The 12298-nt window shown below is 72.8% G+C and carries 10 protein-coding genes; 7 read left to right on the top strand and 3 right to left on the bottom strand.

Annotation, left to right across the window (positions count from 1 at the left end):
- A partial coding sequence (locus ACFV4N_RS31595; RefSeq protein WP_499676291.1) for a substrate-binding domain-containing protein occupies positions 1-659 on the top strand: 659 nt, incomplete at its 5' end.
- Positions 660-690: 31 nt separating this feature from the next.
- On the opposite strand, the gene ACFV4N_RS31590 is transcribed toward ACFV4N_RS31595, so the two are convergent.
- The 3 genes from ACFV4N_RS31590 to ACFV4N_RS31580 form a co-directional block, all read right to left on the bottom strand.
- Positions 691-2118, bottom strand: coding sequence for an RICIN domain-containing protein (locus ACFV4N_RS31590; RefSeq protein ID WP_499676290.1), 1428 nt, complete (start codon positions 2116-2118; stop codon positions 691-693).
- 162 nt (positions 2119-2280) lie between these two features.
- Complete coding sequence (locus tag ACFV4N_RS31585) at positions 2281-3408, bottom strand: LacI family DNA-binding transcriptional regulator (RefSeq protein WP_499676289.1); 1128 nt, start codon at positions 3406-3408, stop codon at positions 2281-2283.
- Between the two features lie 142 nt (positions 3409-3550).
- A complete protein-coding gene (locus ACFV4N_RS31580; RefSeq protein WP_499676288.1) occupies positions 3551-4657 on the bottom strand; it encodes a substrate-binding domain-containing protein in 1107 nt (368 codons plus the stop codon).
- 526 nt (positions 4658-5183) lie between these two features.
- On the opposite strand from ACFV4N_RS31580, the gene ACFV4N_RS31575 reads away from it, so the two are divergent.
- The 6 genes from ACFV4N_RS31575 (at position 5184) to ACFV4N_RS31550 (ending at position 12271) form a co-directional block, all read left to right on the top strand.
- The gene (locus ACFV4N_RS31575; protein ID WP_499676287.1) at positions 5184-7139 is read left to right on the top strand and encodes a DUF2264 domain-containing protein; all 1956 of its coding nucleotides are present in this window, start codon (positions 5184-5186) and stop codon (positions 7137-7139) included.
- Positions 7140-7206: 67 nt separating this feature from the next.
- On the top strand, positions 7207-8511 hold the full coding sequence (locus ACFV4N_RS31570) for an ABC transporter substrate-binding protein (protein ID WP_499676286.1): 1305 nt from the start codon (positions 7207-7209) through the stop codon (positions 8509-8511).
- Positions 8512-8592: 81 nt separating this feature from the next.
- Positions 8593-9522, top strand: a complete 930-nt coding sequence (locus ACFV4N_RS31565) for a carbohydrate ABC transporter permease (RefSeq protein ID WP_499676285.1) — start codon at positions 8593-8595, stop codon at positions 9520-9522.
- Positions 9519-10355, top strand: a complete 837-nt coding sequence (locus ACFV4N_RS31560; protein ID WP_499676284.1) for a carbohydrate ABC transporter permease — start codon at positions 9519-9521, stop codon at positions 10353-10355. Before ACFV4N_RS31565 ends, ACFV4N_RS31560 begins: the two co-directional genes overlap by 4 nt.
- A 5-nt stretch (positions 10356-10360) precedes the next feature.
- The gene (locus ACFV4N_RS31555; protein WP_499676283.1) at positions 10361-11044 is read left to right on the top strand and encodes a hypothetical protein; all 684 of its coding nucleotides are present in this window, start codon (positions 10361-10363) and stop codon (positions 11042-11044) included.
- A 45-nt stretch (positions 11045-11089) separates the two neighbouring features.
- Positions 11090-12271 (top strand): glycoside hydrolase family 88 protein, encoded by a 1182-nt coding sequence (locus tag ACFV4N_RS31550; protein ID WP_499676282.1) that lies wholly within the window; start codon positions 11090-11092, stop codon positions 12269-12271.
- Positions 12272-12298: the final 27 nt, after the last annotated feature.

The raw sequence follows: 12298 nt of genomic DNA, 5'->3' as shown, positions 1-12298 counted from the left end.
TCCTCGTGGTGGTCGAGCTGGACGACCGGCAGCGCCGGCAGCTGACCGCGGCCGGCATCCCGTTCGTCTTCGTGGACGCGGCGCGGGAGCAGCCGCCGGAGGTGCCCGTGGTGGGCTCGGCGAACCGGTCGGGCGGCCTGGTCGCCACCCGCCACCTCGTCGAGCTGGGGCACCGGGACCTCGCGGTGATCTCCGGCCCGGAGAGGCTGCCGTGCAGCCGCGCCCGCGTGGAGGGCTTCCGGGGCGCCTTGGCCGCCGCGGGGCTGTCGGCGGCGCCCGACCACGTCCGCTACGGCGAGTTCCGCGCCACCAGCGGCTACCGGCACGGCCTGGAGCTGCTCGACCGCCCCGACCGGCCGACCGCGATCTTCGCCGGCTCGGACTACCAGGCGCTCGGCGTCATGCGCGCGGCGCACGAACTGGACCTGTCGGTGCCCCGGGACCTGTCCGTCGTGGGCTACGACGACCTGTCGATCAACGAGTGGAGCGGCCCGCCCCTGACCACCGTGCGGCAGCCGTTGCGCGACATGGGCGCCGTGGCCGCCCGGATGGCCATCACCCTCGCCGGCGGGCGGCGACCGCCGCACCCGCGGATCGACCTGGACACCGAACTGGTGGTGCGGCAGAGCACCGCGCCGCCCGGCTCGCGGGCCCGGTGACGGGACGGGTCGCCCCGCCACCGGACCGGCGTCAGGCGCCCGCCCTGCTCCACTGCTGGTTGTTGCCGCCGTTGCAGGCGTACTGCTTGATCAGCGCGCCGTCCGCGGTCGAGGCGCTGACCACGTCGAGGCACTTGCCGCTGTGCCGGGCGACGACGCGGACGTAGCCGCTGCCCGCGTCCTGGAACTGCCACTGCTGGTTGGCGCCGCTGCCGCACGTCCACTGCTTGACGAGGGCGCCGTCCGCGGTGGACTGGCCGTCCACGTCGAGGCACAGGGCGCTGTGGCGGGCGACCAGCCGGTAGTAGCCGTCACCCGTGCCCTGGGCCTCCCACCGCTGGTTGTTGCCGCCGTTGCACGGGTACTGCTTGACCTGCGTCCCGGTGACCTGGCTGGAGGAGGGGACGTCCAGGCACTTGCCGCTGTGCCGGGCGGTGAAGGTGTGGGCGGGGGAGGTCACCGGGGTCACCACGCCCGTCGCGGTGTCGACGGTCAGCCGGGAGGCGTAGCTCATCGACAGGCTGGTGCTGCTCGGGAAGGTCAGCGGCAGCCACACGTACCGGGAGTCGTTGACCCGGCCGTCCCACGCGCCGGCCCACCGGTCGCCCAGGTACAGGTACGAGGTGGTCTGCGAGCCCTGGACGGGAAGCACGAACGCGGTCTGCGAGTTGTAGGCGGTGCCGTCCCCGACGTTCGCGAGCGCGCTCCACGTGCCGGCCACGCTGGTGGCGGTGGCGTACTTCTGCTGGTTGGGCGCCCAGCCGGTGGCGCCGGAGGTGAGCAGGAAGTACACGCCGTTGCGCTTGAACATCGCGGGCGCCTCCCGCCAGGAGCCCGGCCACAGCACGTGCACCCGCGTGCTGACCTGCCGGTAGTCGGCGGTGAGCCGGTAGACGTGCAGGTCGGCGTTCTCGCGGGCGGCGGAGATCATGTAGCCGGTGCCGTCGTCGTCGCGGAAGAGGGTGATGTCGCGCGACATGTGGCCCAGCGGGCGGAAGCTGCCGTGCCAGGTGTAGTCCCCGTCCACGGTGGCGGAGCTGGCCACGGCCGCCCTCGCCTCGCCGTAGTCGCTGCCGTTCTCCTTGTGCATCCACATCACGAAACGGCCGGTCGAATTGTTGTAGATGACTTTCGGGCGTTCGATGTTGGCCACCGCCAACTCGGGGTCCGACGACTGGGTCAGCACGTTCCTGCGGAATTCCCAGTTGTGCAGGTCGGTGGACCGGTAAACGGAAACCGCGCGGAAGGTGTTGTCCGCGTTTCGATTTTCGCCGAACCAGTAGTAGTACGAGTCCACCTTGATGACGCCGCCCCCGTGCGCGTGCACGACCTGGCCTGACGTATCGACGAACTGCGTCCCGTTGGTGATCGTCACGGGCGCCGCCTCGGCCGTCGGCGTCAGGAGGCCGCCGAGCAGGAGGGCCGACAAAACGGCGATGAAGCCACGGCGTTGTGGCACGACAACTCCTTGCGGGGTGAGTGTGACCGCTATCTCATCAAGATTAAGAGGGTGCGAGCCGCGGCAGCAAGGGGTCAAGTGGAAAATAGGGCACAAGGTGGAAGCGGAATGCTCCACCGGGAAGAAAAGCGCAGATAGCCGCAGAAAAACGAAGAAAAACGTTCACGCCCGGTGCCGGCGGAGGGCCCGCGCGGGTGCGCCGGTCGAGCCCCGTTCGCGCAGCTCGGAGCTGAGCACCACCCGGCGCACGGGCCCGTCCGCGCCCTGCGCCAAGCGGTCGAGCGCCAGGTGCACGGCGGTGCCGCCGATGGCGTACTTGGGCGGGCGCACGGCGGTGAGCGGCGGGTGGGCGAACCTGGCCACCTCGTCGTCGTAGGCGACGACCGCGAGGTCGCCGGGCACGTGGAGACCCCGCTCCTCGGCCCGCTGGACCAGCGACACCGCCTCCCGGTCGGAGTGCACGACGAGCGCCGTGGCGCCCTGCTCGGCGCACAGGTCCAGGACGCGGTCGACGTCCACGCCCCAGCCGGGCTCGTAGTAGGCGGCGACGAACACCTCCGGCGCGGGCGGCAGGCCGAGGTCGGCGGTCGCGCGGTGCCAGCCCTCGCGGACGTGGCCGGACGTGGGGCTGCTCGCGCTGACCACCAGCCCGACGCGGCGGTGCCCCTGGCCGTGCAGGTGGCGCACGGCGAGTTCGGCGCCGGCGGCGTGGTCGGTGCGCACGGATTCGACGTGCCGGCGGTAGGGCCCGGTCACGGCCGAGCGCTCGACCAGGACGACGGGCACGGGCAGGGCGGTCAGCCACGCGACGAGCCCTTCGGCCGCCGCGCCCTTGGTGGGCGGCGCGACGAGCAGCGCGTCCACGGCTCCGTGCCCGGTCATCCACTCGACCTGGTGGCGGACTTCGTCGGCCTGGTAGGACGCGCCGCGCAGCACCAGCCGCGCGCCCTTCTCCTGCGCGGCGTCCTGGGCGCCGCGGATGACCTCGGGCCAGTAGTAGTCGAGCGAGGGAACGACCATGCCGATGGCGGGCGCGGTGTCCGACCCCTGCCCGGTCGGTTCGGCGGGCGCGCCGCCGACCAGCCTCACCCCGCCGTGCACGCGCTCGACCAGGCCCTCGGCGGCCAGGTCGTTGACGTCCCGCCGGACGGTGACCGCGGTGACGCCCATGATCCGGGCGATGTGGGTGATGCGCAGGACGCCGCGGCCCGCCAGGTGCTCCAGCAGCCACTGCCGCCGCGCGGCGGGCAGCATCGAGCCCCTGGCGTCCGCTCCGGGAATGTCCGCCATGACCGCCTGCCCGCCTCGAAGTCGTGATCGAAACTGATCGTAACAACGAACCGTGCAGCCTTGCCGCCTGATTGATGACTGAGGTTGACCGTTTCTCGTCGACAAGTGGTGAAGCGATCGGCGGAGCGTGCCCGCCGGGTATTCAGGCTGGTGGTGCTGTCGAGTCGCGGACGCGCAGGGATGGGGTGATCACCACTCGGTGGGTGGGGCGGTCGGGGTCGTGCAGTCGGGCTGTCAGCAGTGACACCGCTGCGCGCCCGATGGAGCGTCGGGGTGGGCGCACGGCGGTGAGGGCGGGGGTGAACAGGGCGGCGACCTCGTCGTCGTAGGCCACCACGGACAGTGCGGTGGGTACGTGGAGGCCGTGGTGTTCGGCGCGTTGGACCAGGGCCATGGCCTCGGTGTCGGCGTGCACGAGCAGTGCGGTGGTCCCGGTCGAGGTCACGCGGTCGAGGACTTCGTCCAGCGCGGCGTCCCAGCCGGGTGCGCCGGGGCGGGGCACGGCGGTGTCCACGGTGGACCCGGGGTCGAGGTCGGTTTCGGCGCACGCGTCCAGCCACCCCCGGCGCACGTGCGGGGAGGTCGGGCTGTTCTCGCTGAGCACCACGCCGACCTTGCGGTGGCCCAGGGATGCGAGGTGGTGCACGGCCATGGCGGCGCCCAGGGCGTGGTCGGACACCACCGACTCCACCACCGCCTGGCGCGGCCCGACGGTCGCCACGCGCTCGACGAGCACGACCGGGGTGTCGATGGTGCTCAGCCACTCGATCGTCGCGGCCGCGGACGGCGCGGACAGGCTCGGTGCGGCGATCAATCCGCACACGTCCTCGTTGTCCAGCAACCGCTCCAACTGCGGCCGGTCGTCCGCGCTCTCGTAGGACGACCCGCGCAGTAGGATCCGCAGGCCCCGGTCGGACGCCTCCTCCTCCGCGCCCCGGACCACCTCCGGCCAGTAGTAGTCCAGTGAGGGCACCAGCATCCCGGCGGTGCCCTGGTGCGGCGGTTCGGGCGCGGGCTCGGCCGGTCGCGCGCCGGGTGACGGGGGTTCGGCGGTGCGGAGGGTCGCGCCCCCGTGCACGCGCCGGAGCAGACCTTCCCCGGCGAGGTGGGCGATGTCGCGGCGCAGCGTCACGGGGGTGACGCCCATCCTCTCGCTGAGGTCGGAGATCCGCACCGCGCCGTCCCGGCGCAGCGCTTCGAGGATGGACGCGCGCCTGCTCGCGGCGAGCGTGCGGGGCTCGGGGTTCACGGGGCTCCCGCCGCGGTGGTGACGCGGGTGGACGGCGCGTCGGGTGTCGGCCGCGCGCCGGGTGCCGGCTGTGCGCTGCGTGTTGTCCGTGCGCCGGGTGTCGGCCGCGTGCTGCGTGTTGTCCGCGCGTCGGGTGTCCGCTGCGCGCCGGGTGCTGTCCGCGCGTCGGGTGTTGTCCGCTGGCCGGGTGTCGGCCGCGCGCCGGGTGCTGTCGTCGGCCCGGACGGCACCCGTTCCGCGCCGGCCGTGCCGTTCCCCGTGCGCGCTCTCGTCACCGCACATCCTCCCGTAGCCGATGGTGGGCCAATTATGTCGCCGGCCCGCGCCCATACCCCGCGACGACAGGCCGGGGGAGGCCGTCGGGGCGCGCCCGGTGTCGCGAGCTGTCCGCACTTCCGCACCCCCTGTGACCCTTGACACGATCACTCCTGCACGTCTTTACTGTTTGGCGCGTGAAGCGATCAAAAACGAAAGCAACTGCACATCGTTGTGATCGAACGTCTTCCGACGACGAAGGACGAAACGCATGCCGCCGGAACCCCTCCCGAGGGCAGCCGCCTCGCCGGCCGACTGGACCCGCGACCAGTGGGCGGCCACCGCCGACGCCCTGCTGCGCGCGGTGCGCCCGTTCGCCTCCCCGGGCCGCGCGCGGATCTCGCTGCCCGGCCCGACCGGGGGCTACGGCGCGGACGTGGACGGTCTGGAGGGCTTCGCCCGCACCTTCCTCCTGGCGGGGTTCCGGCTGGCGGGCGAACGCGGGGCGGACCCGGACGACCTGGCCGAGTGGTACGCCGAGGGCATCGCGACGGGCACCGATCCGTCCTCGCCGGAGCGGTGGGTGCGCCTGGAGGAGCACCCGCAGACCAAGGTGGAGGCCGCCTCGCTCGCGCTGGCCCTGGACCTGACCCGCCCGTGGCTGTGGGACCGCCTCGACCCCGGTGTGCGGGAGCGGGTGGTGGACTACCTGGCGCCGGCGGTGGGCGACCCGACCTACCCGCGGATCAACTGGGTGTGGTTCCGGTTGGTGGTGCAGGCGTTCCTGCGGTCGGTGGGCGGTCCGTGGTCGGCCGCGGACGTGGAGGAGGACCTGGCCACCCACGACGGCTTCCTGCGCGAGGACGGCTGGATGGCCGACGGCCAAGAGCGGGCGTTCGACCACTACGCGGGGTGGGCGCTGCACGTCTACCCGCACCTGTGGGCGCGGATGCCCGGCGCGGCCGGGTTCGCCGAGGACCGCCGGGCGCGGGACACCGCGTTGCTCGACCGGTTCCTGCTCGACGCGGTCCACCTGGTGGGCGGGGACGGGTCGCCGCTGGTGCAGGGCCGCAGCCTGACCTACCGGTTCGCCGCCGCCGCCCCGTTCTGGGTGGGCGTGCTGGCCGAGGTGCCGTCCACGCCGCCCGGTGTGCTGCGGCGTGCCGCGTCGAGCGTGGTGCGCCACTTCGTCGAGCGTGGTGCGCCGGACGAGCACGGCCTGTTGACGCTGGGCTGGCACGAGTCGTGGCCGCGCATCGCGCAGTCCTACTCCGGGCCCGGCTCGCCGTACTGGGCGGTCAAGGGCATGCTCGGGCTGGCGCTGCCCGCCGAGCACCCGGTGTGGTCGGCCGAGGAGCTGCCGCTGCCGGTGGAGCGGGCCGACTTCGTGCGCGCGATCAGGGCCCCGGGTTGGTTGGTCGCCGGGACGTCGGCCGACGGTGTGGTGCGGGTGGTCAACCACGGCACCGACCACGCGACTCCCGGTGACACCCGGGGCGACTCCCCGCTCTACGCGCGCCTCGGCTACTCCACCGCCACCAGCCCCCTGCTCGACCCCGCGGACTGGGCCGACCCGCAGGACCAGGCCGTCGTGCTGCTCGACGCCGCGAGCCGGGCGTCCCACCGGTCCGGCATGGACGTCGGGGACACCCGCGTGGTCGATGCCGACGGCGTGGCCGTGGGGCTCTCGTCCTCGTCCGGCGTCGTGCGGTGGCTGGACCCCGACGAGGAGCAGCACCACCACGGTTCGGGCTGGGCGGGACGCCACCACGACGCCGGCTCCGTCGCGGTGCACTCGCTCGTGCGCGGCCCGTGGGAAGTCCGGCTGGTCCGCGTCGACGACGTCGCCCTGGACCGCCCTCCCACGACCCTGCGGCTGTCCGGGTGGGCCGTCGCCGGCCCGGCCGTCGACATCCCCTCCACCGGCGCGCCGTGCGCCCGCGCCGCCGACGGGACGCGATCGTCGCTCGTCGTCCTCCTGGGGGAGGCGATCGACTCGGGCGTGTCCGTCCGCGCCGACGCGAGCCCGCTCGGACCGGTCGCCGCGGTCCCGTGGGCGCACTGCCCCGTCCTGCCCGGCGAGTGGTGCGCCGTACTGCTGGAGCTGGCGCGCGACGCCGAACCCCGGTCAGCCGAACCCGCGACCCGGGTCGAGCGCGACGGACCGAAGACCTGGGTCGCCACCCGGTGGCCCGACGGCGTGCGGACCCGCACCGCACTGCCCTGACCGGCGGAACACCCACACCCGGCGCCGGAACCCGCCCTCCCGTTGCCCGAGCAGGAAGCGAAGGACCATGCGACACCGGCATTCCAGGCGGACCGCCCTCACGGCCGCCGTCACCGCCCTCGCGCTCGCCGCCACCGCGTGCGGTTCGGACGAGCCCGCCGACAGCGGTGGTCCGGTCACCTTGACGATGAGTGCGTGGAGCCTGAACTCGACTCCGGAGTTCAGGAGGTTGGCGGAGGCGTTCCACGCGCAGAACCCGGATGTCACGGTGGAGTTCAAGGAGTACGACGCCACCAACTACGACACCCAGCTGACCGCCGACCTGGCCGCGGGCAGCGGGCCGGACGTGTACGTGCTGAAGAACCTGAAGAACTTCATCACCTACCAGAGCGGCGAGCAGCTCCTGGACGTGTCGGACGTGGCCGGCGGCCTGGGTGAGGGGGTCAACGGTCTGGGCAACTACAAGGTGGACGGTGCGACCTACGCGGTGCCCTATCGCCAGGATTCCTGGTACCTGTACTACAACCGGGACCTCTTCGAGGAGGCCGGGGTGGCGCCGCCCGACGGGACGTGGACGTGGGCGGAGTACGAGCGGGCCGTGGCGGACCTGGCGGCGGGTTTGAAGGCGGCGGGTTCGCCGGCGAAGGCGGCGTACCAGCACGTGTGGCAGTCCACCGTGCAGGGCCTGGCGTTGGCCCAGACGCCGGGCGCGGAGCTGACCAGCGGTGACTACGGCTACCTCAAGCCCTACTACGAGCGCGCCCTGAAGCACCAGGAGTCGGGTGCGCAGGTGGATTACGGCACGGCCACCACCAACACCCTCCAGTACCAGGCGCAGTTCGGCACCCAGCAGGCGGCCACGATGCTGATGGGCAGCTGGTACGTGGCGACGTTGATCGCGCAGCAGGAGAAGGGTGACGCGCAGCCGTTCCAGTGGGGTTTCGCCCCCGCCCCGCAGCGTGACGGGAGCACCGGGGACCAGCCGGTCACCTTCGGCGACCCGACCGGCCTGGGGATCAACGCCGCCATCGACGAGGGCGAGGTCGCGGCGGCGAAGGAGTTCCTGTCCTTCGTCGCCGGTGAGGGCGGGGCGACCGCGCTGGCCTCGATCGGCATCACCCCCGCGACGCTGACCGAGCCGGTGACGCAGGCGTACTTCGGGGTGAAGGGCGTGCCGGGTGACGAGCTGTCCCGGTTCGCCTTCACCACCCACGACACCCGCGCGGAGAACCCGGTGTCACCGGAGACCGCGGCGTTGCAGAACATCCTGATGGACGCCCACTCGGCGATCATGTCCAAGAGCACGTCGGTGGACGAGGCGATCAGCGAGGCGGGCACCCGGGCCCACAGCGAGGTCCTCGGGTCCCGCTGACCCCCCGCGCGGGCCCGGTGCCCTCCCGGCCGGGCCCGCGCCGGCACCCACGCACACCACCTACGCAGGAGCACAACACCGATGAGCACCACGACGATCGGCGGTCCACCCCCGGCCGGGGCGGATCGGGCGAAGCGGTGGTACCGGGCACGCCGGTCCTTGCAGGGCGTGTCGTTCGTCCTGCCCAACTTCCTGGGCTTCGGCCTGCTCACCCTGGGCCCGGTCGTCGCGCTGTTCTACGTCTCCCTGACCAACTGGAACGTCTTCGGCACGGCCAAGTGGGTGGGCCTGGACAACTTCACCCGCCTGCTGGGCGACTCCAGCTTCCACCGCGCCCTGCTCAACACCCTGTACTACTCCGCGTTCCACATCCCGCTCACCCTGGCCCTGTCCCTGGGCTTGGCCCTGCTGCTCAACCGCGGGCTGCGCGGGGTGGCGTTCTTCCGCACCGCCGCGTTCTTCCCCTACATCACCTCGATCGTGGCCATCGCGATCGCCTGGAACCTGCTGTTCAGCCGCGACGCCGGACCCGTCAACCAGGTCCTGGGCCTGTTCGGGGTGGACGACCCGCCCGGCTGGACCGCCTCCTCGACCTGGGCCATGCCCGCCGTGATCCTGGTCGGCGTCTGGCGGGAGATGGGCTACTACATGCTGCTGTTCCTGGCCGGTTTGCAGACCGTGCCGCCGGAGCTGCACGAAGCCGCCCGCATCGACGGCGCCGGCGCCTGGCAGCGCTTCCGCAACGTGACCCTGCCCTGCCTGCGGCCCACCACGTTCTTCGTCACGGTCATGCTCACCATCGGCAGCTTCAAGGTCTTCGACCTGATCCTGGTCATGACCAACGGCGGACCGGGACAGTCCACGCTCGTGCTGTCGCAGTACATCTACCAGAAGGGCCTGGTGGAGAACCGGTTCGGCTACGCCTCCGCCGTCTCCGTGGTGCTCTTCGCCCTGTGCATGGCGGTCACGGTCGTCCAGTTCGCCGTCAACCGCAGGAGGAACGCCCGATGACCGCCCCGCGCACCTCCGCCTCGCCCGGCAGGATCGCGGGGTACGCGGTCCTCGTGGTGGCCGCGGCCGCGTTGCTGCTGCCGTTCTTCTGGATGATCTCCTCCTCGCTCAAGACCGACAACGCCGTGTTCTCCATCCCGGTGAGCTGGTTCCCGGACTCGCCGCAGTGGGCGAACTACGTCGAGATCTGGCGGGCCTCGGACCTGCTGGGGTGGCTGAAGAACACCGCGTTCCTGTCGGTGGTCGTCACCGCGCTCCAGCTGTTCACGGGCAGCTTCGCCGCCTACGGGTTCGCCAAGACCCGCTTCCCCGGGCGCAACCTGCTGTTCGTGCTCTACATCGGCACCATCGCCGTGCCCTGGCAGGCATACATGATCCCGCAGTTCATCATGATGTCCGAGGCCGGGCTGACCAACACGCCGTGGGCGATCGTCGCCCTCCAGGCATTCGGCGCGTTCGGCGTGTTCCTGATGCGCCAGTACTACCTGACCATCCCCGACGAGCTGTGCGAGGCCGCCCGCGTCGACGGCCTGAGCGAGTACGGCATCTACTTCCGCGTCGTGCTGCCGCTGTCCGTGCCCGCCCTGGCAAGCCTGGCCCTGCTCACCTTCGTCACCACCTGGAACGACTACCTCGGCCCGCTGATCTACCTGCGCGACCGGGACCTGTGGACGATCCAGTTGGGGCTCAAGACGTTCGTCAGCGAGTACAACGCCGAGCACGCCCTGATCATGACCGGTTCCGTGCTGTCCGTGCTGCCCGTCGCCGTGGTGTTCCTCCTCGGCCAGAAGTACTTCGTCCAGGGCATCGCCACCAGCGGGCTGAAGGGCTGACGGGCGTGTCGCACGAGATCTGGACCCGCGTGTTCGCCACCGCCCACGCGCTGCTGGCCACCGGCGTCCTCGTGGTGCTCGCGAGCGCCCCGTTCCTGGCGGTCCTGCTGTTCACCCCGGTCGAGGCCACGTGGCCGCTGCTGGTGCTCACGGCCCCGCTGCTGGGACCGGCCGCGGCCGCCGCCCACGTCGTGTGCGCCTCCGCCGCGCGGGACGACGGCTCGCCGGTCGTGCGCGGGTTCCCGCGCGCCTGGCGCCGGCACGCCCGCCGGGCGTCGGCCGTGTCGGGCGCGGCGACCGCGGCCCTGCTGGTGCTGGTCGTGGACGTCCGCGCCGCCTGGGGCACGCCGGTCGGCGCCGTGGCCACCCCGGTCCTCGCGGTGCTGGCCGTGCTCACCGCCGCGACCGCGCTGGTGGCGCTGACCGCCGTGGTCGAGCACCCCGACGTGCCCGTCCGGCGCCTCGTCCGGGCCTGCCTGTTCCTGGCGGTCCGCCGCCCCCACCTCACCCTGGTGTCGCTGGTGGCCCTGTGGGTGCTGGCGGCGGCGGTCGCCACCGCGCCCGTCCCGGCGCTGGTCCTGCTCACCGGCCCGGTGCTGTTCGTGACCCGGGTGAGCGGCCACGCCGCCCTGCGGCCCCTCCGCGTCCGCGCCGACCAGGCCGACCCGCGATCCGTCGCGGCGCGCTGAACCCCGCGCGCCCGCCGTCCCCGCCACCCGTCCCGAGGGAGAACCATGTCCGCGGAAGCAGATCGCGCCGCACCCACCACCGACGTCCTGGCAGCGGCCTGGCACGCCGCCGCGGCGACCGTGCGCGGCAACATCGCCGACTTCACCCACTGGTACCCCGACGACACGACCACCGGGGGCGTCTACCGCCCGCGCACCCCGCGCGGCGGCCAACCGGAAGGGGCCAACGCCGGGTGGACCACCGGTTTCTGGCCGGGGATGCTGTGGCTGGTCTGGGAGGGCGCCCGGGACGAAGCCGTGCTGCGCGCCGCCCGGCGCGAGGTCGACAGCTTCGAGGACCGCGTCGTGCGGGGGATCGACCTGGAGACCCACGACCTCGGCTTCCTCTACACCCTGTCCTGCGTGGCGCCGTGGCGGCTGCTCGGGGACGACCGCGCCCGCCGCGCCGCCCTCCGGGCCGCCGACCACCTCATGACCCGCTTCCTGGAGCCGGCGGGCATCGTGCAGGCCTGGGGCGACCTGGCCGACCCGAGCCAGCGCGGCCGGACCATCATCGACAGCCTGATGAACATGCCGCTGCTGTACTGGGCGGCCGAGACCACCGGTTCCGAGTCGTACCGCCGGGCCGCCGTCCGCCACACCGAGCAGTTGGAACGGCACGTGGTCCGCCCGGACGGCACCACGTTCCACACCTACTACTGGGACCCCGACACCGGCGAACCGCTCCGGGGCGCCACCGAGCAGGGCCACCAGGACGGCTCGTGCTGGGCGCGCGGGCAGGCGTGGGCCGTCTACGGGTTCGCCCTCGGCCACCGCCACGCGCGGCACGGGTCGTTCCTCGACGCGGCCCGGCGCTGCGCCGACCACTTCCTGACCCGCCTGCCGGGGGACCGGGTCGCCTACTGGGACCTCGTGTTCACCGACGGCAGCGACCAGGAGCGCGACTCCTCGGCCGCCGCCATCGCGGTCTGCGGGCTCTACGAACTCGCCGACCACGTGGACGACCGGGCCGCCGCGCGCTACCGGGCCGAGGGCGACGCCATCCTGACCGCCCTCGCGACCTCGTACTCGACCGCGAACGACGGCACGTCCAACGCCCTGCTCCGGCACGGCGTCTACGACAAGCCCAAGCTGGTGGGGGTGGACGAGGGGAACCTGTGGGGCGACTACTTCTACCTGGAGGCCCTGACCCGCCACCTGAGGCCCGGGTGGCGCGCCCACTGGTAGCGGAACGGGCGCCGACCGGGGTGGCGG

The sequence above is a fragment of the Actinosynnema sp. NPDC059797 genome, assembly GCF_042732085.1.
Lineage (GTDB): Bacteria > Actinomycetota > Actinomycetes > Mycobacteriales > Pseudonocardiaceae > Actinosynnema.
Note: the sequence above shows the minus strand (reverse complement) of the source record. Positions and strands in the feature narration are given on the sequence as shown.